Genomic DNA, 24077 nt, shown 5'->3' on the forward strand with positions numbered 1-24077 from the left:
TTACTCCTAATTCAAAAGGCAATGTCTTATTTTAGGCTTTTAATGGCCAGTTTGCTGAAGGGGTATTCCTTATGAAATTAAGGAGATACAGCAATCTGGGTAAGGCCTGTCGTCTCCGGGAAGCCAAACATGAGGTTCATGCACTGAACTCCCTGGCCTGAAGCACCCTTCACCAAGTTGTCTTCCACCACCAAAATAACTAAAGTATCACCGCCGCCTGGACGATGAATTGCAATCCGAATGCCATTGCTACCCCTTACAGAACGTGTTTCTGGGTGACTACCTGCCGGCATCACATCCACAAAAGGCTCGTCTTTATAGAAGCTCTCATAAAGCTTTTGGTAATCAACGTCTTTACCAGCCTCAGTCAAGCGGACATACAAAGTCGAATGAATACCTCTAATCATTGGCGTTAAATGTGGCACAAAGGTTAGCCCAATTTGATCATGGCCAGCAATTGCTTTTAAGCCCTGCTCGATCTCCGGGAGATGACGGTGGCCTTTGACGCTATAGGCTTTAAAGTTATCAGCTGCTTCAGACAATAGTGTGCCAATCTCCGCTTTCCGGCCAGCACCAGAAGTACCTGACTTTGAGTCAGAAATAATGTGATTGCCATCGATCAGTTGTTTACCCCCGGTCGATTTAGGTGACAGCAAAGGCGCTAGACCCAGCTGTACAGAAGTTGGATAGCAACCCGCCAAACCAACTACGCGCGCTTTCTTAATGGCATCACGATTGATCTCTGGCAAGCCATAAACTGCCTCAGCCAAAATTTCTGGGCAAGTATGCTCCATGCCATACCACTTTGCGAACTCTTTGACATCCTTCAAACGAAAATCTGCGGCAAGATCCAAAATTTTCACATTGTTAGCGAGCAATTCTTTTGCCTGTGCCATCGCAACACCATGTGGGGTTGCGAAGAACACCACATCACATTCACTAAGCTTAGCTTCATCAGGCGTTGTAAATTTCAGAGCAACACGGCCACGCAAAGATGGAAACATCTCAGCCACTGGCATGCCAGCTTCTGTGCGAGAAGTAATTGCAGTGAGCTCTACCTCAGGATGCTGCGCCAATAAACGCAACAACTCCACTCCGGTATATCCAGTGCCACCTACGATGCCAACTTTAATCATGCCATTCTCCAAAATACCGATCATGCGAAGTTTCTTTTAAAACTTCTGAATACCTCAATTGTAGAAACAAAAAGGGCCGCTTGCGCGACCCTTTCGATAAAACTTAAGCGACTGAAAGAATTAGCGCTTGCTGAACTGCTTACGACGACGCGCGCCGTGCAGACCAACTTTTTTACGCTCAACTTCACGAGCATCACGAGTTACCAAGCCTGCTTTAGACAGGGCTGGCTTCAAGGCGTTGTCGTAGTCGATCAATGCACGAGTAACACCGTGACGAACCGCACCAGCTTGGCCAGTTTCACCGCCACCGGAAACGTTTACTTTGATATCAAAGGTCGTTAAGTGGGCTGTGAGAGCCAAAGGCTGACGAGCAATCATGCGTGATGTTTCACGAGCAAAATAGGCATCGATAGGCTTACCATTAACAATGATTTCGCCTTTGCCAGATTTAATAAATACACGCGCCACAGAACTCTTGCGACGACCAGTACCGTAATTCCAATTTCCGTAATTAATAGCCATTTGGGTTCCTTAAATCTCTAACGCTTTAGGCTGTTGAGCCGTGTGCGGATGATTAGCGTCGCCATAAACTTTCAATTTCTTGATCATGGCATAGCCTAGTGGGCCTTTTGGCAACATACCCTTCACAGCCTTCTCCAAAGCGCGACCTGGGAAACGGTCTTGCATCTTGTCGAAGTTAGTCGAGCTAATACCACCTGGGTATCCGCTGTGACGGTAATAAATTTTGTTCAAGCCTTTTGTGCCTGTGACACGGAGCTTAGATGAATTGATGACAACGATAAAGTCGCCAGTATCAACGTGTGGGGTGTATTCAGGCTTGTGCTTGCCGCGTAGACGGAGTGCCACTTCACTGGCGACACGACCGAGGACTTTGTCCGTAGCGTCAATCACGAACCATTCATGCACTACCTCATGGGATTTTGCAGAAAAAGTTTTCATGATTTCTCAAATTGTTATAGTCAAAAAAATTACCCCAACCAAACTACGTCCACCTTGGCCCTGCTTATATTTGCAAGCTCGCAGATTCTGCAATTCAACTGGTACAACAAATTACCGCTGACCGGCTCGGTAATTCAGTAAAGCCTTGAATTGTAACCTAAAAAAAACCCAGGAACGAGTCCTGGGTTGGAATCCACCTATGTTTGGGTGGAGGAGACACTGGGAGGTAAGTCGCAGTCTTATACAAGACTGACTACCAATATGGTTATTCTACACAAGGAGCATGGTGCAACGCAAGAATATTGACCAAAATCAATATTCTTATGTTGCTGTGCAGCAACTTAATTTCTCATAAAATAGGTAAACTATTGATAATATTGATTAATTTAGTAAGTTAGGGGTCACTAATAATGGAATGTCGAGTAAGTTGGTTGGGTAATGGCGGCATGGCTTTTTCTGCAGAAACGGGCAGCGGCCACCTCGTAAACATGGATGGCGCCCCTGAAGCTGGTGGCAAAAACCTCGCCCCGAGGCCAATGGAGCTCCTTTTGGCCGGCGCAGGCGGTTGCTCTGCATTTGATGTGGTTTTAATCCTACAAAGGGCCCGTCAGGCCATTAGTGGCTGTGAAGTGGCTCTCCAGGCCGAAAGAGCAACCGAAGACCCCAAAGTCTTCACGAAGATCAATTTGCACTTTACGGTCAAAGGAAAAGATTTGGATCAGGCAAAGGTAGATCGCGCCGTCAAACTTTCTCATGAAAAGTATTGCTCAGCGACCACTATGTTGGCTAAAACTGCAGAACTGACTTACAGCGTCGAAATCATTTCAGAATAAGTGCAGAGTCAATCGATAAGCCGGATTCTGTCGCCTAGATTTGCATCTAGGGGCAATCATTCCTCTAGGCCGGCAGTTACCTGACGGCTCAAGCTCCCTACCCGCAGACTCAGCGGGACGCCTCATCGCCTGCTTACTTGGGATTGCTCCAGGTGGAGGTTACCGCGTTTCACCGTAACTAAATACGCTCGTCTCTGTGGCCCTATTCCTCACGTCGCCGTGGATGGCCGTTAGCCATCACCCTTCCCTATGGAGTCCGGACTTTCCTCCCCCTCAATAAAGAGGCGGCGATTGCCCAATTGACTCTGCGCCTGCAGTCTAACGCAGTCAGGCCAATTTGGCTAAGAAAGTAATGATTTGTGCTTTTTAAGCGAGTGACCAGGCGATGATTTCGCCAGCACGCAGCGGAACGATAGTGGCATCACCCAATGGCAATTCAGCAGGAATACTTTGCGCTTGCTTTACCAGAGTAATTTTTTTGCTATTGCGTGGCAATGAGTAGAAGTCTGGGCCAAAGAAACTCGCAAAGCCTTCTAACTGATTTAACTTACCAACACTCTCAAATGCCTCGGCATATAAACCTAAAGCATTAAAGGCGCTGTAACAACCCGCACAACCACAGGCAGCCTCCTTGGCGCCTTTGGCATGAGGAGCGCTATCGGTACCTAAGAAGAAGCGAGCATTTCCACTGGTTGCAACTTCCAATAAAGCAACGCGATGTTCTTCACGCTTGAGCACAGGCAAACAATAATTGTGAGGACGAATGCCGCCAGCAAAAATAGCATTGCGATTCATGAGCAGATGCTGCGGAGTAATCGTGGCAGCAATCGTATTCTTTCCACCCGTCGCCGCATCACGCACATAGTGGGCCGCCTGCTTAGTAGTGATGTGCTCAAACACAATCTTGAGCTCAGGAAAGTGTTTGCGAAGAGGCTCTAACACCGTGTCAATAAAGACCGCTTCACGATCAAAGATGTCAATTTCAGTGCCAGTTACTTCACCATGCACTAAGAGCGGCATACCAACAGCTTGCATCGCTTCTAATGCCGCATGACAATGTTTGAGATCACTGACACCAGCATCACTATTCGTCGTTGCGCCTGCAGGGTATAGCTTAAATGCTACGATGCCTGCAGTCTTGGCCTTACGAACTTCGTCTGCAGAAGTATTGTCAGTGAGATACAAAGTCATTAAAGGCGTGAAGTCACTAACCCCCAGAGACTTTAAATTCGATTCAATGCGAGCTTGATAGGCTTTAGCTAAATCCACAGTAGTTACTGGTGGCTTGAGATTGGGCATGATGATCGCACGTGCAAATTGACGCGCAGTGTCTGCCAACACATCTTTCATCACTTCACCATCACGAATGTGTAAATGCCAATCATCTGGCTGAATCAGTTGAATTTGTGTGGGGCTATTAGGCATATTATTTATCGAGCAAGATGATGCGGAAATCATTCACATTGGTAAGTGTAGGTCCAGTTTCCACTAAAGCGCCTAATTGTGCAAAGAAGCCATAGCAATCATGTGCTGATAAGAATTTCTTTGGAACCAGACTTGCCGTATGGCTAGATTGACGAACAGTGCCATCAAACCAGGCTCCAGCATTCTTCTCGCTGCCATCAATACCATCGGTATCAGCGGCTAAAGCAGCTATTTTTGGCAAATCAGCACTAGCAGCCAAGAGTGAAAGCAGGTATTCACTGCAACGACCACCACGGCCTTTAACTCCAACTGGAATAGTAACGGTGCACTCGCCACCAGAAATCAAAGCTATGGGCTTATCAATTCCCTTTGCGATTTGGTCACGCGCCAAGGCAGCCTGCTTGATACCAATATCTTGCGCCTCACCAGTTATCGTATCGCCTAGAACAATAGGCTCATAACCTTGAGTGCGCACATAGTCTGCAGCAGCCTCTAAACTTTTATACGCTGTAGCAATCACATGGTTGGCCACTTGAGCAGAAATTAAATCAGAATTTTTCAGGGTCTCCGGCTTTTCACCAGCCAAACCTTGCTTAAGATGATTCAATACTGATCCAGGAATAACCGAATCATCCAAATCATATTTTTGCAAAATATTGAGCGCATCTAAATACGTTGAATAGTCTGCAGCACATGGGCCGCTAGCAATATCCGCTGGCGAATCACCCGTGACATCAGAAATTAGCAAGGCCTCTACTCGTGCGCCACGGGCAATAGCTACTCTAGCTAAATTGCCACCCAAGATTGCAGATAAATGTTTACGCACCACATTCATTTCTTCGATAGGTGCGCCACTACGCAAAAGTGCTTCCGTGGTCTTGCGCATGTCATCAATCGAGATACCTTCCTGCGGCAGGGTAAGAAGGCTTGATCCACCGCCAGATACCAAGGCAATTAATACATCACCCTGCTTCAGGGTATTTGTTAGCGCTAAGACCTCTTTAGCTCCACCCATGCCAGCCTGATCGGGCACTGGATGGCCAGCTTCTACGATCTTAATGAAGGAAGTTGGTGAGTTGTGACCATAACGCGTCAGTACAACGCCCTCTAACTTCACCTGTGGCCAATGAGATTTGGCATAAGCTTCCAATGCACTAGCCATCGAAGCGCTAGCCTTACCTGCACCCACTACCAAACATCTGCCCTTGGGCTCTTGCCCGACTGAAAATATCTTTGCTAAGTACTGGGGAACAATGACTTGTGGATCAGCAACTGCCACCGCAGCAGCAAAAGCATTTTTAAGAATTGCTTCTTTACTTGCTGAAATAGAGGGTGAAGAACTGTTTTGAGTCATCCGGCTATTTTAATCAACAGTGGCACGCTCTTGCATCTGCCACATCTCTGCGTATCTTCCTTGAGCTGAAAGCAACTCTTCGTGAGTTCCTCGTTCCACAATCTGACCGCGGTCCATGACTAAAATTTGATCTGCATGAATAATGGTAGATAGTCGATGAGCAATAATGAGCGTCGTCCGGTTCTTGGCCAAACTGAGTAGCTCTTCCTGAAAAGCACGCTCTGTTTTGGAATCTAAAGCTGAAGTCGCCTCATCAAAAATCAACATGGCCGGTTTCTTGAGGAGCGTTCGTGCAATCGCCACGCGCTGTTTCTCGCCCCCAGATAGCTTTAAGCCCCTCTCGCCGACCTGAGTGTCATAGCCGTCTGGCAAGCGCTTAATAAAGCCATCGATTTGAGCTGCCCTAGCCGCCTCTTGGACCTCTTCAATCGTTGCAGAAGGATCGCCATAGGCAATGTTGTAACCAATCGTGTCATTGAATAAAACGGTGTCTTGCGGAACGATGCCGATTGCTTTACGCAAGCTAGCCTGCGTCACATCTTGAATATTCTGTCCAGCGATCAGAATTTCTCCTGACTGCACATCATAAAAACGGAATAGTAATCTGGCGAGAGTACTTTTACCTGCGCCACTTTGACCCACTACTGCAGTAATAGTTCCAGCAGGAATATTGAAGCTGACATCACGCAGAATTTCACGCTTAGCATCATAGTGAAACGAGACATGCTCAAACCTGACGTCCGGGCCATGTCCCTGGTCATGAACTTGTAGCGGCCTTACATCTGGAGAATCGGCAATCTCTTTATCGGTATTCAGCAAAGAAAACATCCGATCCATATCAGTCAATGACTGCTTAATTTCACGATATATCACCCCTAAGAAATTGAGTGGGATATAGAGTTGAATCATTAAGGTATTTACCAGCACCAGATCGCCCAAAGTCATCGTGCCATTGACAACGCCAACGGTAGCGCGCCATAGAATCAACATTAAGCCGGTAGCAATAATGACCTGCTGACCAAGATTTAATACGGCCAAGGTCTTTTGTGATTTAACAGCAGCGGATTGATAGCGCAGCAAGTTTTCATCGTAACGTCTGGCCTCAAAGGCCTCGTTACCGAAATACTTGACTGTTTCAAAATTCAAGAGCGAATCAATAGCCTTTTGATTAGCCTTTGAATCCATATCATTCATAGTGCGACGATAATGGGTACGCCACTCAGTAACCATTACCGTAAAAATAATATAGAGGACTAAGGCTATGAATGTAATTGCGGCAAACCAAATATCATATGAATAGGCAAGGTAGCCCAACACCAAACAAAACTCAATTACTGTTGGCAAGATGCTGTAGAGCGAGTACGAGATGAGAGACTGAATACCACGGGTGCCACGCTCGATATCTCGACTCACGCCACCCGTCTGACGGGCCAGATGAAAGCTCAGCGCGAGTGAATGCAAATGCTCAAAGACTTGAAGCGCGACTTTACGCACTGCATTCTGGGTAACCTTGGCAAATAAAGCTTCACGCAACTCTGTAAACAAGGATGCGGAAATTCTTAATAAGCCATAAGCCAGAATAATTCCCAAGGGAACAACCAAAAGGGCTTGAGGAGAGCTTGCCTTGATATCCAAAGAGTCAATTAACTCTTTCATCACAATCGGAATGCCCAGATTAACTACCTTAGCGGCAATCAGGCAGCTCAGGGCAATGATTACCCGAAAGCGATACTCCACAAGATAGGGAAGAAGATCGCGAATGACACGCCAGTCACCGCGCCCTGGTGTTTTTGAATCTGCGCTACCGTGATGATGTCCTGATGAATGTCTCATCGCTTTATCTTATTCCTAATTGGCTATTTGACTCGGCTTAGTTCGCCGCCAAAAATTTCAAAATAGCTTCACCATTGCTAGGAGAAAAACATTTCTTAGCAGCCTCTTCGTAAGGTAGCCACTCATATGCAACATGCTCTCTGGGGGTAAGTGTGATTGGAGTGCTATCTGGAACTTCTAGCGCAAACCAGTGCTCGATATTTCGGGTAACGCCTGGGGCATAGCGAAAGCGCCACTCAGGGTAGATTTCATACTCGATGTGATGCTGCATGTTTTGCAATGCGTCTTTGGGTAGGCGATCTACTGCAATACCGGTCTCTTCAAAAACTTCTCGGGCGGCTGCAAAAGCCAGATCCTCATTGAGAGTATCTAGACTACCAGTGACAGACTGCCAAAAGCCAGGGCGATCAGCGCGCTCTATCAATAAAACATCCCTATTCGATTTGTAGATAACTACTAAAACCGAAATAGGGATTTTCAAGATGGTATTACTGAAGTTGTTTTATGCGGCAGGGGTAGCTTGACGCAAACGGATATGCAACTCACGCAACTGACGCTCGTCTACTGGGCTTGGAGCCTGAGTTAATAAGCATTGCGCACGTTGTGTTTTAGGGAAGGCAATCACATCACGAATGGAATCTGCGCCAGTCATCATCGTTACGATGCGATCTAGGCCGAACGCGATACCACCGTGAGGAGGCGCGCCATACTGAAGTGCATCCAACAAGAAACCAAACTTCGCCTGCGCTTCTTCCGCATCAATTTTTAATGCGCGGAATACCTGGCTTTGAACCACTTCTTGGTGAATACGTACAGAGCCGCCACCTATTTCACTACCGTTCAACACCATGTCATACGCTTTAGCCAAGCATTTACCTGGATCAGACTCCAGATACTTCATATGCTCGTCTTTAGGGCTAGTAAACGGATGATGGCAAGCAACCCAACGTGCTTCGCCTTCATCGTAGTCAAACATTGGGAAATCGACTACCCACAATGGCTTCCAACCTTCTGTAAAGAGGCCGTGGGCCTTACCCCAAGCAGACTGGCCAATACGTAGACGTAAATTACCAATCGCATCGTTAACTACTTTTTCTTTATCAGCGCCGAAGAAAATAATGTCGCCATCTTTTGCACCAGTGCGCTTCAAAATGCCTTCGATCGCTGCATCATGCAAATTCTTTACGATTGGTGACTGCAAGCCATTGCGGCCTTCAGCAACAGAATTGACCTTGATCCAAGCCAAGCCTTTGGCGCCGTAGATACTGACGAACTGGGTGTAGTCATCAATTTCGCTACGGCTAATTTCAGCCCCGCCAGGCACGCACAAGCCCACTACACGGCCACCCACTTGATTCGCAGCGCCTGAGAACACCTTGAAATCAACGTCTTTCATTAAATCGGTCAATTCGGTAAATTCGAAGTTCACTCGCAAATCTGGCTTATCAGAGCCAAAACGCGCCATACCTTCTGAGTAAGGCATGGTTGGGAATGGATTAGGCAACTCAACATTCATGGTCTTCTTGAAAATATGACGAATCATGTTTTCAAACAAATCACGAATTTCTAACTCACTTAAGAAAGCGGTTTCACAGTCGATCTGAGTAAATTCAGGTTGACGATCTGCGCGCAAATCTTCGTCACGGAAACACTTAGTGATCTGGTAGTAACGATCAAAGCCGGCGACCATTAACAACTGTTTAAATAACTGTGGAGACTGTGGCAATGCAAAGAACTGGCCATCATGTACACGAGAAGGCACTAAATAATCACGTGCGCCTTCTGGGGTGCTCTTAGTCAACATCGGTGTTTCGATATCGATAAAGCCAGCATCGTCCAAATAACGACGGCACTCCATCGCCACGTTGTAACGCAAACGTAAATTCTTTTGCATTTGTGGGCGACGCAAATCTAATACACGATGAGTCAAACGAGTAGTCTCAGATAAATTCTCATCATCAATTTGGAATGGTGGAGTTACTGAGGCATTCAGAATTACCAAGCTATGGCAGAGGATCTCTACTTTTCCACTCACTAAATCAGTATTCTCAGTGCCGGCAGGACGCGCGCGCACAAGACCTTTAATCTGAATACAGAACTCACTACGAACTTGCTCAGCAAGAGCAAACATTTCTGGGCGATCAGGATCGCAAACAACCTGCACAAAACCTTCGCGGTCACGCAAGTCAATAAAAATCACGCCTCCATGGTCACGACGGCGATTAACCCATCCAGCTAGAGTGACTTCTTGACCAATCAGTGAATCGGTTACCTGGCCGCAGGTATGGCTTCGCATTGACATAACAATTTCCTATAAATCAAAAATGGTGTGGCAACTGGGATGCAGTTAAACCACTAGAACTATTGGGGGGAACAGAGCCCATTGAAACAATATGTTTCAGAGCCTCTTCCACACTCATCTCTAATTCAATCGTTTGCGCACGTGGCACGATCATGAAAAAACCAGAGGTTGGATTTGGGGTTGTAGGGAGAAATACGTTGACGTAATCTTCACCCAATTTGGCGGTCACTTCTCTTGCGGGAATGCCGGTTTGAAAAGCGATGACCCAAGAATCAGCATGGGGGTAGCGAATTAATAAGGCTTTGCTAAAAGCCTGTCCACTTCCAGAAAATAAAGTGGATGAGACTTGCTGAACACTAGAATAAATTGAGCGAACAATCGGAATGCGATTAACAAATTTATCCCAGACCTTTAACCACCACTGTCCTGCAAAATTAATTGCGGTCAATCCAGTGAGAAGGATGACCACAATCACAATCAGTATTCCAACACCTGGGAGGTCGCGGAAATGCTGCAAATCTCTCGCGGCATCCTCAGGGAGAACCACAATAATGGCGTGCATTACAGAACCAAAAACACCATCGAGCAGACCCAGGCCCCAAGCAATCACCCAAATGGTGATCGACAATGGTGCCCAAACGAGGATGCCAGCGATAAAGTATTTTTTCATGTGTTCTGCCTAACCCGCTATTTTAGCGGGTTAGCAGCCAATCAGCGAGAGACTAATAAATGCCTAGGCTGATGATCAAAATTCCGGCCAAAAACCCGCCGGCAAAGAGTAAAGCACCCGCTAAAAGGCGATGTGTACGTCTTTCTTGCAACAAAAGGGCTTTTAAGACCTCTAATTCACCATTTTGGTCTTTTATGGGGGAACGGACCTGCGCCAGGCTATCGGCAATCAAACGGGGCAATGTTGGCAGAATTTTGGCCCAAGTTGGCGCCTCTTCCTTGATGCCATCAATGAGGCCGCGCCATCCTAACTGTTTGCTTACCCATTTTTCCAGAATCGGCTTAGCCGTTTTCCAAAGATCCAGATCAGGATCCAGCTGACGGGCCAGTCCCTCGACATTCAGGAGGGTTTTTTGTAGCAAGGTGAGTTGTGGCTGAATTTCTACCTTAAAGCGACGTGATGTTTGGAACAAGCGCATCAGCACGATGCCCAAGGAAATTTCCTTCAGAGGGCGATCGAAATACGGTTCGCAAACAGAACGTACAGCACCTTCTAATTCTTCAACACGGGTATTCGCCGGAACCCAACCCGATTCAATATGTAGCTCAGCAACGCGACGGTAATCGCGATTAAAGAATGCCAAGAAGTTTAAGGCTAAATAATTTTTATCGGATTCGCTTAACGCACCAACAATGCCAAAATCTAGGGAAATGAAGCGGCCAAAAGTTTCTGGCTCTAAGCTAATCATGATGTTGCCGGGGTGCATATCCGCATGAAAGAACCCATACTCAAACACTTGAGTAAAGAATATTTCTACACCATCCGAAGCTAATTTCTTAAAGTCAACGCCCGCCTCTCTGAGCGCTACAGTTTTACCAATCGAGATGCCATACATTCTTTCCATGACAATCACATTGGTATGACATAAATCCCAATACATCTCCGGAATCATTAACTTATTTGAATCCGCAAATTGTCTACGTAGCTGACTCGCATTAGCGGCTTCGCGCATGAGATCAAGCTCATCATGCAGATAGGTATCAAACTCCGAAACGTTCTCACGCGGCTTTAAACGACGGCCATCTTCAGAGCTTTTTTCAATCACTTTGGCTAAGTCGTACATCAAAGCCAAATCACCCTCAATCACTGGAAGAATGCCGGGGCGTAAGACCTTAATAGCTACAGAACGACCCTCCCATTCAGGATGCTTATCTGTGCCACGCAAGACTCCGAAGTGCACCTGCGCAACTGATGCACTAGCAACAGGCGTTGCATCAAAGCTAATAAATACTTTCTCAATTGGCTGACCTAGATCCGCTTCAATCAAACGACGAGATTCTTCGTTTGAGAATGGTGGCACCTGATCTTGTAATTTAGCCAACTCATTGGCAATATCTTCTGGCAATAAATCGCGGCGCGTAGAAAGCACCTGACCAAACTTCACAAAAATAGGGCCCAGGGCTTCGAGCGTTAATCGAATACGCTCGCCTCTAGGCAAATGACTGCCCGGAGACATCCAGCAAAGCATGGTTAAGAATCCGCGACGAATGCCCGGCTTGAGTAGATCGCGAAGTAGTGGCAATAAGCCATAACGCCATGCGGTAAAGAAAATGAAAAAGAGACGAGCAATTCGACGCACGATTTATTTAACCTTTTGCTCTAGAAGTTGAATACGTTTTTCCATACGATCTACAGACTCACGCAAATCACTTAGTTCGGATTTACGAACCATAAAGTCTCGTTTATTTAAAAGCACTTTCTTTTCTTCGCTGACATACTCCACTACATTGTCCAGCAAATCCATTGCAGCAGAGCGCGTGGCAGACACAAACTGTTTACCCTGCCTCACAGCAAAGTTTGCAGGCGCATCTCCCACCAGGCGAGCTAAATCTTCCTCATACTCCCAGCGCAACTGCCCCGCAAGACGACCCAATAATTGGGCTAAGTCTGCATCACCAGTAATTTTGACCGCTTTGAAAGCTTGCTCTCGCAAAGAACCAGTGCTACCTGCCAAGTCGCTCAATGCCTTGGCAGAAACCTCCAAAGTGAGTGAAGGTGCCTCAATCTCTTTTAAGTTAGCCAATAAACCGTCTGGCTTGATCTCAAAACACAGATTACCTAGGGGGAGCTGCAACAAAATGGTTTTATTGGCGTGACGAGCCAACTCAGTTGTGGCCCATGGCTCACTACCTAATACGTGATTAACCCCCCGGCAAGCTGCGCCAGAAGCAATCGTATGGGTAGTCGAAAAATGTCTGTTCATGAGTGTAAAAAACCCGCACTAGTGCGGGTTTTCCAACGGAAAGTACCTAAAGCTTAAACTAACTGAGAAATACCCGCCAGTACCCAGCCACCAGGACCTTCCACAGGCTTGCTCAAATTCCAGATTTCGGAGAAGTCGCTCGCTGGAGCACCCTGCTGCTCACGAATCATGCCGCTGAACTGAACGCTACAGAAATAGTGGGCATCTGCCGTCTCAACCCCTAAGAGCTGAGCATTAATGGTCACGACATCTGTTTGATTGCTACCATCAGTTCTACCAGCTAAATCTTGCTGAATCGTGGCAAACATATCGGGAGTTGTAAATTCACGCAAGGATGCAAGATCACCTTGGTCCCATGCTTTTTGTAAAGTTACAAAATATTGTTTTGCATTTTCCAAAAATGTTTGCTGATCGAAACCAGGGGGCAGGGTTGACTGAAATACCTCAGGTTCTGCACTCACCCCGCCAAATGCGTTTGCAGCAGGAGTAAATGCAGGCTCTTGTCTTGGCATCTCAACGCTATTGCGTTGCATGCCTTGTGATGGCATATTTGAGTTTTGACCAGCACCAGACATCGCAGGCAACAGTCTACGAATCACAAACATAACGACAAAGCCTGCCAACATTGCGATCAGCAAACCGGTAATTAAAGAAGAGGCTGCTTCACCCAAACCAAAATGGGATAAGAGGTAACCAATTCCTAGGCCTGCAGCTAAGCCACCCAAAATACCACCCATGCCACCAAAACGACTAGGCGCAGGCGCCTGAGGAGCTGGGGCTGGAGCAGTCGGTTGCGCTTGCTGAACCGGCTTTTGTGCGGGAGTAGCCTGACGTTGCATTGGCGCACTTGGTGCTCGACCGAGACTTCGTCCGCCACCTAAGCGAGCAGCATCAACCTGACCAACCATTGCAATGATCAAAGTAAAGCTCAAGAGAACCGCTTTAAAAAAATGTTTATTCATTTTTATATTTACCCCTTCTTTTAACTACTAAACTTCCTTAGTTTTTAAGAGCTTAAAAACTATACAACCATCAGTATTTAATACCAATATGTAAGGCAACGATACCCCCAGTCATCCTGTGGGTTTCCACTTCATCAAAACCAACCCCCAGCATCATTTCTTTGAGGGTTTCTGCATCAGGATGCATGCGAATAGATTCCGCTAAATAGCGATAACTTTCTGAATCTTGCGCAATCTTCTCACCCAACCAAGGCAAAACCTTAAATGAATAAGTGTCATATACGGGTTGCAAAAAGGCATCGGGCTTAGAGAACTCCAATACCAAAACACGACCACCGGGTTTGATCACACGGCACATTTCACCCAAAGCGACCTCTTTATGTGTCATGTTACGCAAACCAAAAGCAACGGTCACCACGTCAAAATGATTATTCGGAAAAGGAATTTTTTCAGCATCAAACTGAACGCAAGGCAAAGCCATACCGCGATCTAATAGACGGTCACGCCCAACGCCCAACATAGAAGCGTTGATATCACTTAACCAAACTTGAGCATCTGGATTGCGCCCCCAATCAGCGGCTTTTGCAAAAGCCGCAGCGAGATCGCCAGTACCACCAGCAATGTCCAAGATCTTTTGGCCAGGACGCACATTTGCGCGAGCAATCGTCACTTTTTTCCAAACACGATGTAGCCCAAATGACATCAAGTCATTCATGACGTCATACTTGCTAGCTACCGAATGAAAAACCTCGGCAACCTTGCCGGCTTTTTCAGCTTCATCAACACTTTGATACCCGAAGTGCGTTTTACTCATTAGTGACTTCCACAAGAATGGCCTGATGCACCGCCTGACTGAGTCATCGGTGTATCGCGATCTAAACCAGCAGCGGCCAATTTATCTAAATGCTCTTTCCATAATTGCTCTTGGTTCTCACACAGAAACAATAAGTAATCCCAGGTAAACAAGCCAGAGTCATGCCCATCAGAAAAACTAGGCTTGAGTGCATAGTGTCCAACAGGTTCAATATTGGCGATCAAAACATCGCGCTTGCCAGTCTGCAGTGTTTCCTGCCCTGGCCCATGGCCCTGAACTTCAGCAGAAGGAGATAAAACCCTTAACAATTCAAAAGGCAAACGATAGGTATTGCTGTTCTCATATGAGAGCTCCAATACCTTGGACTGCTGATGCACAACGATATTGCTTGGAATCATTAAACGAGGACCCTCTCAATACCACCTTGGTTGGCCTTGGCTACATAGTCCTGCATCCAGTCTTTACCAAGTAACTTCTGAGCCATTTCAACAACAATGTAATCGGCTGTAGTGTCGCTATCTGCATCAAAACGTGAGAGGCCTTGTAAGCATGATGGGCAGCTAGTTAACACTTTGACTTCGCCAGTGAAATCATCTTTGCGCAATTCAGTCGCAGCTTTTTCCATCTCAATCTGTTTACGGAAACGCACTTGAGTAGAAATATCAGGACGTGTGACGGCCAACGTGCCAGATTCACCGCAGCAACGATCATTCTTCGCAATTGCTTTGCCATCTTCGAGCTGAATTAACTCATTCACCGTCTTCAGAGGGTCTTGTAACTTCATTGGGGAGTGACAAGGATCGTGATACATATACTTCACACCCGTTACGCCAGAGAGCTTCACGCCCTTCTCTGCCAAGAACTCATGAATATCAATAATGCGGCAGCCAGGGAAAATCTGTTCGAACTGGTAGCCTGCTAACTGGTCATAGCAAGTGCCACAAGAAACAACCACGGTCTTGATATCTAAGTAATTAAGGGTATTGGCAACACGATGGAATAACACACGGTTATCCGTGATCATCTTCTCTGCTTTATCAAAGTCACCATTGCCACGCTGCGGGTAGCCGCAACAGAGATAGCCTGGTGGCAGAACCGTTTGCACACCTACATTCCACAACATCGCTTGAGTAGCTAGGCCAACTTGAGAGAACAAACGCTCAGATCCACAACCCGGGAAGTAAAACACTGCCTCAGTATCTGCAGAAGTTGTCTTAGGATCACGAATAATTGGAACGTAGTTGGCATCTTCAATATCCAACAAAGCACGCGCTGTTTTCTTAGGGAGATTGCCGGGCATCTTCTTGTTTACAAAGAAAATGACCTGTTCTTTAACGTTCGGCTTTCCTACTGTTGCGGGTGGATGGGCAGTTTGTTGTTTTGCAAACTTACGCAAGACATCATTGCCCAAACGCTGTAGCTTATAACCCCAACCAATCATGGTCTTGCGAGCGAGATTAATCGATTCTGGGCTAGTGGCATTCAAGAAGAACATGGATGCTGCTGTACCAGGATTGAAGCGCTGCTGTCCCATCTTACGCAAAAGATTACGCATATTCATGGTCACATCACCAAAGTCGATATTGACTGGGCATGGAGTTAAGCACTTATGACAAACGGTGCAATGCGCCGCGACGTCATCGAACATTTCCCAATGACGAATCGAAACACCACGTCGAGTTTGCTCTTCATATAGGAAGGCCTCAATCAATAGTGATGTTGCTAGGATTTTGTCTCGTGGGCTATAGAGCAAGTTTGCACGTGGTACATGGGTTGAGCAAACAGGCTTACATTTACCGCACCGTAAACAATCTTTTACGCTATCGGCAATCGCACCAATATCGCTTTGCTGCATGATGATCGACTCATGGCCCATCAAACCAAAGCTTGGCGTGTAGGCCATGCTCAGGTCAGCATGTGGCATCAACTTGCCTTTATTAAAGCGACCTTCTGGATCAACTCGATTCTTATAGCTGCGGAAATCTTTGAGTTCAGCTTCTGTTAAATACTCTAATTTAGTAATGCCAATACCATGCTCACCAGAAATCACGCCGTCTAATGAGCGGGCTAATTTCATGATCCGATCTACGGCGCGATGCGCATCCTGCAACATCTCGTAGTCATCCGAGTTCACCGGAATATTGGTGTGAACGTTTCCGTCGCCAGCATGCATGTGCAAGGCCACGAATACACGCTTACGCAAAATGTTTTTGTGAATTGCCTCTAACTCTGCCAGAATCGGCTCAAACGCCAAACCACCAAAGATGATGCGCAACTCTGAGCGTACTTCCTCTTTCCATGAAGCGCGCAAACTGTAATCCTGCAGACGCGGGAAATAAGAGTCCATCTCAATGAGCCACTCAGCCCAACGCCCACGTACCTTGGCGATGAGTTCTAAGGCTTGTTGAACACGATCGCCCAAGATTTCTGCTGTAGGAATCTCATACTCAGCATCACTTTTACCTAGCGGCAATGCGCTCTTTTTCAAGAAAGTCTCAAGACCATCGAGTACTTGTAACTTATTCTTAAGAGAGAGCTCAATGTTGATGCGATCAATGCCGTCGGTGTACTCGCCCATACGTGGCAAAGGAATCACGACGTCTTCATTGATCTTGAAGGCATTGGTATGACGGGCAATCGCAGCCGTGCGGGCACGATCAAGCCAGAATTTCTTACGAGCTTCGGCGCTGACTGCAACAAAGCCTTCACCTACACGTAAGTTCGCCATACGCACTACTTCACTAGTCGCTGCAGCAACAGCCTCTTCATCATCGCCAGCAATGTCGCCAATCAACACCATCTTCGGCAGGCTATTGCGCTTCGATTTAGTTGAATAACCCACTGCTCTTAAATAGCGATCGTCCAAGTGCTCGAGACCGGCCAAGATTGGACCACCTTGCTTGCTTAGGCCGTCTAAGTAAGCTTTGATCTCGACAATGCTTGGAATAGCTTCACGAGCTTGACCAAAAAACTCTAAGCAAACAGTACGCATGAATTTTGGCATGCGATGTAATACCCAAGTTGCGCTAGTAATCAAACCATCGCAACCTTCTTTTTGCACGCCAGGTAAACCTGATAAAAATTTATCAGTAACATCTTTACCCAAACCTTCTTTGCGGAAACGTCTACCTTCCACTTCTAATAATTCTGTTTTCAGAATGCGCTGACCCGGCTCGCTATTGCCATCAGACCAAGTCAGCTGAAAACGGACGGTTGCCACATCATGGATCTTGCCCATATTGTGTTCAAGGCGCTCGATATCTAACCAGTTGCCTTGCGGATCCACCATGCGCCAGCTAGCAAGATTGTCTAAAGCAGTTCCCCAAAGAACCGCCTTTTTACCGCCAGCATTCATGGCAATATTGCCACCAATGCAGCTTGCATCAGCAGAAGTAGGATCAACCGCAAACACAAGACCAGCATGCTCTGCAGCATCAGATACGCGACGGGTCACAACGCCCGCACCAGTAAAGATGGTAGATACTTCGCGCTCTAACCCTGGTAGTTTTTTAGCTTTTACACTGCCAATATCTTGCAACTTCTCAGTGTTAATTACTGCAGACATTGCATACAACGGAATAGCGCCGCCGGTATAGCCAGTACCCCCTCCACGAGGAATAATCGTCAAACCCAATTCAATACAAGCTTTTACTAAACCTGGAATTTCAGATTCGTAATCCGGCTTTAGAACAACCAACGGAAACTCTACGCGCCAGTCTGTTGCATCCGTAACGTGAGCGGCGCGAGACACGCCATCAAAACAAATATTATCTGCAGCGGTGTGGCGGCCTAACTCTTTACGAGCACGCTTACGAATCACTTCTACTTCTTTAAATCCGTTTTCGAAATTTTCGATTGCGCGATAAGCAGCACTTAATAGAATTTCTACTTGGTCGGCAGAATCGCCACTATTGCGCTTCTTGACTTCGCCCAAGCGATGCCAGAGTGCATCGATTAATTGTTTACGGCGATGGGGGCTATCCAACAAATCATCTTGCAAAAAAGGATTGCGCTGAACCACCCAAATATCACCCAGAATTTCAAACAACATGCGAGCGGAACGGCCTGTGCGGCGAACGCCGCGCAAGTTATTGAGAACGCGCCATGACTCCTCGCCCAATAAGCGAATAACAATCTCTCGATCGGAAAAGGAGGTGTAGTTGTAGGGAATTTCGCGAAGACGGGGGGAGCCCGCCTCAGCATCCAACAACTGGTTCAAAGCTAATGGTGCGTTCATAGCGACATATTTGATAAATAAGCATTTTAATTGAGTGAACCTGATAGTGGCAGGATTCCGAGAAAGTTGCTCCCCAAAGGGATAAACCCTTGCAAATCTAAGGGCTTAGGAGCCATCCGTGGTACGCTCATCGGATGGCAACGAACTATTTAAAGAAAATTTTATCGGCTCGCGTCTATGACGTAGCCAGAGAAACCGAACTTCAGCTCGCCCCAGAACTGACTAAGCGTTTGGGCAACCAGGTCTTACTCAAAAGAGAAGATAACCAGCCGGTTTTCTCCTTCAAACTCCGTGGCGCCTATAACAAAATGGCCCATTTGCCCCCAGAAGCCTTAAAACGCGGAGTTATTGCGGCTTCCGCAGGCAATCATGCCCAGGGTGTAGCCCTATCGGCAGCCAAAATGAAGTGTAAAGCCGTCATCGTGATGCCAGTGACCACTCCGAGCGTCAAAATTGATGCAGTTAAGGCGAGAGGCGGATCTTGGGTAGAAATCATCCTTCACGGTGAATCCTATAGTGACGCCTTTAAACATTCTGAGATTCTCGGCAAAAAACGGGGCTTAACTTTTGTCCATCCTTTTGATGATCCTGATGTCATCGCGGGCCAAGGAACGATTGCCCACGAAATTTTTACCCAATACGAAAAACCCATCGATGCAGTATTTGTCGCGATAGGTGGTGGTGGCCTAATCTCCGGTATTGGTGAATACATCAAAGCCGTTAGCCCCAAAACAAAAGTGATCGGCGTTCAAGCCGCTGACTCAGACGCCATGAGGCAATCACTCAAAGCGAATAAACGCATTGAGATGAAAGACGTTGGCTTGTTCTCAGACGGCACTGCAGTGAAATTAGTTGGCAAAGAAACATTTCGTATTTGCAAGAAAGTGGTAGACGAAATTGTCACCGTCGACACAGATGAAATCTGTGCAGCTATTAATGATGTGTTTACTGACACCCGCAGCATTCTTGAGCCCGCTGGCGCACTCGCCATTGCAGGCATGAAGAAGTATGTCGAGAAAAAGCGCATCAAGAAGAAAACCTTAGTGGCTGTGGCTTGTGGGGCCAACATGAACTTTAGCCGTCTACGCTTTGTGGCTGAACGCGCAGACGTTGGTGAGTTCCGCGAAGCGGTATTTGCAGTCACTATCCCTGAAGAGCGTGGTTCCTTTAAACGCTTCTGCGAATTACTCGGCAAACGTAACGTCACCGAATTTAACTATCGTATTGGCGATCAAAGTGAAGCCCATATTTTTGTTGGTATCAGCACACAAAAATCCGGTGATAGCGAAGCGATTGCAAAGCATTTCCGAAAAGCCAAGTTTGCAACCATTGATCTCACGCATGATGAGCTAGCAAAATCACATTTACGCCATATGGTTGGAGGGCACTCAGCGCTGGCTAAAGATGAATTGCTCTATCGCTTTGAGTTCCCAGAGCGGCCAGGCGCTTTGATGAAGTTTTTAACCAGCATGGCTCCCAACTGGAATATCAGCCTGTTCCATTACCGCAATCATGGAGCCGACTATGGCCGCATTCTGATTGGCATTCAGGTGCCCAAGAATGAGCAGAAGAAATTCCAAAGCTTCTTGGCAACCCTAGGCTACCCACACTGGGATGAGACTAACAATCCCGCCTATCGTCTTTTCCTGAAATAAGCCCAACTTCAAATGTCATACACACTCACCGGAAAACTCGTCGTCGCAATCTCTTCGCGCGCCCTGTTTGATTTCGAGGAAGAAAATCGCATCTTCGAATCAACCGATGACAGTGCTTATATGAAGTTGCAGCTAGAGCGCCTGAGTGAGGCTGCTCAAAAAGGGGTAGCCTTCCCACTAGTCAAAAAACTCCTCGCCTTTAATGATGAGGGTGAGCAACGTGTCGAAGTAGTCATTCTTTCTCGCAACGATCCAGTCAGCGGCCTGCGCGTATTCCGCTCAGCCGAGCATCATGGTCTACATCTTGAACGTGGCGTATTTACAAGAGGTAGGCCTCCGTATCATTACTTGCGCTCTCTGCATGCCAACCTCTTCTTGTCCGCAAATGAGGATGATGTGAGAGCAACGATTGATGCAGGCTTTCCTGCCGCTCGTGTATATCCAGAGTCCAGCAAAACCGCTGAGTCTCATCCCAATGAAATCCGCATCGCATTTGACGGAGACGCTGTCCTTTTTTCTGATGAAGCCGAACAAGTCTTCCAGAAAAAAGGTCTTGAAGCCTTTGTGGACCACGAAAGCAAGAAGGTCGACATTCCCTTGCCTCCCGGCCCATTCAAGCCCTTGCTAGAGGCCTTACATAGACTGCAACGCTCCACTAGTGAAAACGGTATGCGCATTCGTACTGCATTAGTAACAGCACGCTCTGCACCCGCCCATGAACGAGCCATTCGCACACTGATGGCCTGGGGTATTGATGTAGATGAAGCAATGTTCTTAGGCGGCCTCTCGAAGAGCGAGTTTTTGCGAGAATTCGAACCAGACTTTTTCTTTGATGATCAAACCGGTCATTGCCAATCAGCAGCCTCCGTTGCGCCAACAGGTCATGTTGTATCCGGCGTATCGAACAAGCCTAAAAGCTAAAAATATAACGAGTCAAAACGAAAAGAAATAAAGTCATTCATGGCAACAATCCCACTTGGACAATCAACGCAATATCCAGATCAATATGATCCGAGTGTGTTGTTTCCCATCCCCAGATCTGAGAACAGAAAGAAGTTGGGCTTTAAAGAAGATCAAGCCCTACCCTTTGTAGGTGTTGATATTTGGAATGCCTTTGAACTAAGCTGGCTCAATCAAAAGGGTAAGCCACAAATTGCTTTGGCAGAGTTTCAGATTCCCGCAGACTCACCGAACATGATTGAGTCCAAGTCATTCAAGCTGTATCTCAACAGTCTTAACAGTGCACGCTTTGAGGATGAGAATGAAGTTAAAGAGCGGCTCATTCACGACTTATCTGCAGTTGCTGGCAGCAAGATCACCACCCGCATCAACCCAACAGAAGTAGTCTCTAAAAAGGGGATGCAAGAAATGGGTGGCATTTTGATGGATCGGCTCGATATCGAGATTGATCCAAACCTGCCAGCAGACCCAAGCTTACTGGGCGTTAATGAATCGTTTGGTCCAATAGAGCAGTGTCTTGTCTCGCACCTTCTTAAGTCTAATTGCCCAGTAACCGGTCAGCCAGATTGGGCAAGCGTACAGATTCGCTATCAAGGACGTCCAATTTTGGAAGAAGGTTTATTACGCTACCTCATTGGCTTTAGGCAGTTAGGTGAGTTCCACGAGCATTGCGTGGAAACCATCTTTACTGATATCAAGCGTCAGTGCAAACCGGAGAAGCTATCCGTATATGCGCGCTACACACGACGCGGCGGCTTAGATATCAATCCTTTCCGTACTGATCACAATTCACCCTGGCCAGATAACATTCGGCACGCAAGACAGTAGATTTATTGAAATGCAGGCGAATAAAAACCCCTTGTAGGAAATCCTAGAAGGGGTTTTTGCTATTACGGTAATTACCGCACTAGTTGCAATTACTTAAAACGGAATATCGTCGTCCATCGCACCCAATGATGCAGCATTTGATGCTGCTGGAGCAGACTGCTCAGCCGGCTTTGAACGGCTATAGCTCTCGCCACCATCACCACTTCCGCCTACTGGCTTGCCACCAAGCATTTGCATTGTTTCTGCAACGATCTCTGTGGAATACTTTTCTTGGCCACTAGCGTCAGTCCATTTGCGTGTACGCAAACGACCTTCAACATAAACCTGTGAACCTTTTTTAAGGTACTGACCAGCGATTTCTGCAAGCTTGCCAAAGAATGCAACACGGTGCCATTCTGTGGTTTCTTTCATTTCGTTAGTTTGTTTGTCTTTGTAGCGATCAGATGTTGCTACTGAGATGTTTGTCACTGCGTCGCCGCTTGGCATGTAACGCGTCTCTGGATCACGTCCTACGTTACCTACGATGATGACCTTATTTACCGAAGCCATGTTGTCTCCCGAAGAAAAATACTGCTGTTATTAATACTAAAAATAAACTGCTCGCTTTAATTTAATCCATGAAGCTGCGGTTATGTCGTTGTGCTTACATCCTTGGAATCTGTTGCTCTCGTTGGCATTTCACCCATCGACCAAGCAATTATAAGCCAGCAAACCAGGAGTGCTGCACCCATGGCAAAGACCGATAAATCGCCATGGCTATCCATCAAATAGCCCCCAATGACTGCTCCTGAGAACAAGCCAATGGATTGCGTGGTGTTGTAAACACCTAATGCGGTACCTTTAGATTCTTTAGCAAAACGAGACACCAAAGAAGGTTGTAAGGCTTCGAGCAGATTGAAGCCTACAAAATAAACTAGTAGAGCAGTTGCAATTGTCATGACTGAATTTGCTTGTGTAAAGATTAACTCTGCAATAAATAGCAAAACAATCGCGACTAACAAAATGGTTCTCAACTTCTGCTTCTTTTCACCATAAATAATTGCGGGAGCCATGAAGAAAAATGACAGCAACACTACTGGAAGATAAATTTCCCAGTGTGAAGAAAGTGGTAATCCTGCCTGCACTAATAATCTAGGAACTACCAAGAACATGGCGACTTGAGTTGCATGCAATACAAACACACCAAGATTCAAACGCATCAACTCTGGACGAAAGAAAACCTCTTTCAATGAAGCCTGTTGAACTTTCGCTTCAGGCTTGCTCGTTGGCAAAACGTAATAAGTCACAAACATCGCAATCACACCCAAGACTGCTAGAACGATAAAAATTCCACTCAGACTAATCGCTCGATAAATCGGGGCGGCAATGACCAAAGACAAAGCAAACGAGAGGGCAATACTGCCGCCAACCAATGCCATGGCTCGCGTGCGAACCTGCTCACGAGTCAAATCCGCTACCCAGGCAGAAATTGCTGCCGAGACAGCTCCAGCGCCCATAATCCCGCGGCCAATCGCAATCCAAAGCAAATCATCTTTGGCAGCACAAATTAAGGCTCCAGCTACAAACAGGGATAAACCCCATAAAACGACGGGTTTACGGCCAATTCGGTCCGATAAACGGCCTAAAGGGATGTAAAAACAGGCCTGAACAATATTGAAGATTCCGAGGGTCAAACCGACCCAAAGTGCGTGCTCACCACCCGGCAAGCCGCGCGCATGGAGGCTAAAGATGGGCAATAGCAAGAAGAGGCCCAGCATACGGAGGCCAAAAATGCCTGCTAAGGCCAGAGTGGAGCGAAGTTCAGAAGGATTCATGGGAAAGAGCTATATTAACAAGTTACGCTAA

General features: G+C 46.7%; 21 protein-coding genes and 1 other RNA gene. 4 read left to right on the top strand and 18 right to left on the bottom strand.

Annotation, left to right across the window (positions count from 1 at the left end):
• Nucleotides 1-77: 77 nt before the first annotated feature.
• The 3 genes from argC to rplM all read right to left on the bottom strand — a co-directional run bounded on the left by argC (nucleotide 78) and on the right by rplM (nucleotide 2096).
• Nucleotides 78-1136: an N-acetyl-gamma-glutamyl-phosphate reductase gene (argC, locus tag FD963_RS09345; RefSeq protein ID WP_215363973.1), complete on the bottom strand. Its 1059-nt coding sequence runs from the start codon at nucleotides 1134-1136 to the stop codon at nucleotides 78-80.
• Between the two features lie 120 nt (nucleotides 1137-1256).
• Nucleotides 1257-1658: a 30S ribosomal protein S9 gene (rpsI, locus tag FD963_RS09350; protein WP_072582726.1), complete on the bottom strand. Its 402-nt coding sequence runs from the start codon at nucleotides 1656-1658 to the stop codon at nucleotides 1257-1259.
• 9 nt (nucleotides 1659-1667) lie between these two features.
• Complete coding sequence (gene rplM / locus FD963_RS09355) at nucleotides 1668-2096, bottom strand: 50S ribosomal protein L13 (protein WP_072582725.1); 429 nt, start codon at nucleotides 2094-2096, stop codon at nucleotides 1668-1670.
• A 410-nt stretch (nucleotides 2097-2506) separates the two neighbouring features.
• On the opposite strand from rplM, the gene FD963_RS09360 reads away from it, so the two are divergent.
• Nucleotides 2507-2929, top strand: a complete 423-nt coding sequence (locus FD963_RS09360) for an OsmC family protein (protein ID WP_215362191.1) — start codon at nucleotides 2507-2509, stop codon at nucleotides 2927-2929.
• On the opposite strand, the gene rnpB is transcribed toward FD963_RS09360, so the two are convergent.
• From rnpB to FD963_RS09425, 13 genes are all read right to left on the bottom strand, one after another.
• Nucleotides 2930-3236: RNase P RNA component class A (gene rnpB / locus FD963_RS09365), an RNA gene on the bottom strand.
• Between the two features lie 59 nt (nucleotides 3237-3295).
• Complete coding sequence (gene pyrC, locus FD963_RS09370) at nucleotides 3296-4354, bottom strand: dihydroorotase (RefSeq protein WP_215362193.1); 1059 nt, start codon at nucleotides 4352-4354, stop codon at nucleotides 3296-3298.
• A gap of 1 nt (nucleotide 4355) precedes the next feature.
• Nucleotides 4356-5708, bottom strand: coding sequence for a glycerate kinase (locus FD963_RS09375; protein ID WP_215362195.1), 1353 nt, complete (start codon nucleotides 5706-5708; stop codon nucleotides 4356-4358).
• A 9-nt stretch (nucleotides 5709-5717) separates the two neighbouring features.
• Nucleotides 5718-7541 carry an ABC transporter ATP-binding protein/permease gene (locus FD963_RS09380; protein ID WP_215362197.1) on the bottom strand — a complete coding sequence of 608 codons (1824 nt, stop codon included), beginning with the start codon at nucleotides 7539-7541 and terminating at the stop codon, nucleotides 5718-5720.
• A gap of 37 nt (nucleotides 7542-7578) precedes the next feature.
• Nucleotides 7579-8022 carry a dihydroneopterin triphosphate diphosphatase gene (gene nudB, locus FD963_RS09385; RefSeq protein WP_215362198.1) on the bottom strand — a complete coding sequence of 148 codons (444 nt, stop codon included), beginning with the start codon at nucleotides 8020-8022 and terminating at the stop codon, nucleotides 7579-7581.
• Between the two features lie 21 nt (nucleotides 8023-8043).
• Entirely contained in the window at nucleotides 8044-9843 is a 1800-nt protein-coding gene (gene aspS, locus FD963_RS09390) for an aspartate--tRNA ligase (protein ID WP_215362200.1), read from the bottom strand.
• Nucleotides 9844-9859: 16 nt separating this feature from the next.
• Nucleotides 9860-10513 carry a DUF502 domain-containing protein gene (locus FD963_RS09395; protein ID WP_215362202.1) on the bottom strand — a complete coding sequence of 218 codons (654 nt, stop codon included), beginning with the start codon at nucleotides 10511-10513 and terminating at the stop codon, nucleotides 9860-9862.
• A 52-nt stretch (nucleotides 10514-10565) separates the two neighbouring features.
• Nucleotides 10566-12152, bottom strand: coding sequence for a ubiquinone biosynthesis regulatory protein kinase UbiB (ubiB, locus tag FD963_RS09400; protein WP_215362204.1), 1587 nt, complete (start codon nucleotides 12150-12152; stop codon nucleotides 10566-10568).
• Between the two features lie 3 nt (nucleotides 12153-12155).
• Entirely contained in the window at nucleotides 12156-12776 is a 621-nt protein-coding gene (locus FD963_RS09405) for an SCP2 domain-containing protein (protein WP_215362206.1), read from the bottom strand.
• 53 nt (nucleotides 12777-12829) lie between these two features.
• Nucleotides 12830-13738, bottom strand: a complete 909-nt coding sequence (locus FD963_RS09410; RefSeq protein WP_215362208.1) for a Tim44 domain-containing protein — start codon at nucleotides 13736-13738, stop codon at nucleotides 12830-12832.
• A gap of 70 nt (nucleotides 13739-13808) precedes the next feature.
• Nucleotides 13809-14552, bottom strand: a complete 744-nt coding sequence (gene ubiE / locus FD963_RS09415; protein WP_215362209.1) for a bifunctional demethylmenaquinone methyltransferase/2-methoxy-6-polyprenyl-1,4-benzoquinol methylase UbiE — start codon at nucleotides 14550-14552, stop codon at nucleotides 13809-13811.
• Nucleotides 14552-14950, bottom strand: a complete 399-nt coding sequence (locus tag FD963_RS09420; protein ID WP_215362211.1) for a gamma-butyrobetaine hydroxylase-like domain-containing protein — start codon at nucleotides 14948-14950, stop codon at nucleotides 14552-14554. The genes ubiE and FD963_RS09420 overlap by 1 nt, the downstream gene beginning before the upstream one ends.
• Nucleotides 14950-18789 (bottom strand): FAD/FMN-binding oxidoreductase, encoded by a 3840-nt coding sequence (locus tag FD963_RS09425; protein ID WP_215362213.1) that lies wholly within the window; start codon nucleotides 18787-18789, stop codon nucleotides 14950-14952. Before FD963_RS09425 ends, FD963_RS09420 begins: the two co-directional genes overlap by 1 nt.
• A 134-nt stretch (nucleotides 18790-18923) precedes the next feature.
• Here FD963_RS09425 and ilvA point away from each other — a divergent pair, with 134 nt between their 5' ends.
• The 3 genes from ilvA to queF are packed head-to-tail and all read left to right on the top strand — an operon-like array spanning nucleotide 18924 to nucleotide 22232.
• The gene (gene ilvA / locus FD963_RS09430; protein ID WP_215362215.1) at nucleotides 18924-20444 is read left to right on the top strand and encodes a threonine ammonia-lyase, biosynthetic; all 1521 of its coding nucleotides are present in this window, start codon (nucleotides 18924-18926) and stop codon (nucleotides 20442-20444) included.
• 12 nt (nucleotides 20445-20456) lie between these two features.
• Nucleotides 20457-21365, top strand: a complete 909-nt coding sequence (locus FD963_RS09435; RefSeq protein WP_215362217.1) for a 5'-nucleotidase — start codon at nucleotides 20457-20459, stop codon at nucleotides 21363-21365.
• 39 nt (nucleotides 21366-21404) lie between these two features.
• Entirely contained in the window at nucleotides 21405-22232 is an 828-nt protein-coding gene (queF, locus tag FD963_RS09440; RefSeq protein WP_215362219.1) for an NADPH-dependent 7-cyano-7-deazaguanine reductase QueF, read from the top strand.
• Nucleotides 22233-22325: 93 nt separating this feature from the next.
• Here queF and ssb read toward each other — a convergent pair whose 3' ends face one another.
• Together ssb and FD963_RS09450 are read right to left on the bottom strand one after the other, a co-directional pair.
• Entirely contained in the window at nucleotides 22326-22781 is a 456-nt protein-coding gene (gene ssb, locus FD963_RS09445) for a single-stranded DNA-binding protein (RefSeq protein ID WP_215321062.1), read from the bottom strand.
• 80 nt (nucleotides 22782-22861) lie between these two features.
• A complete protein-coding gene (locus FD963_RS09450; RefSeq protein ID WP_215362221.1) occupies nucleotides 22862-24046 on the bottom strand; it encodes an MFS transporter in 1185 nt (394 codons plus the stop codon).
• Nucleotides 24047-24077: the final 31 nt, after the last annotated feature.

It is taken from the genome of Polynucleobacter sp. JS-JIR-II-50, from assembly GCF_018687895.1.
In the GTDB taxonomy this organism is placed as follows: Bacteria; Pseudomonadota; Gammaproteobacteria; order Burkholderiales; family Burkholderiaceae; genus Polynucleobacter.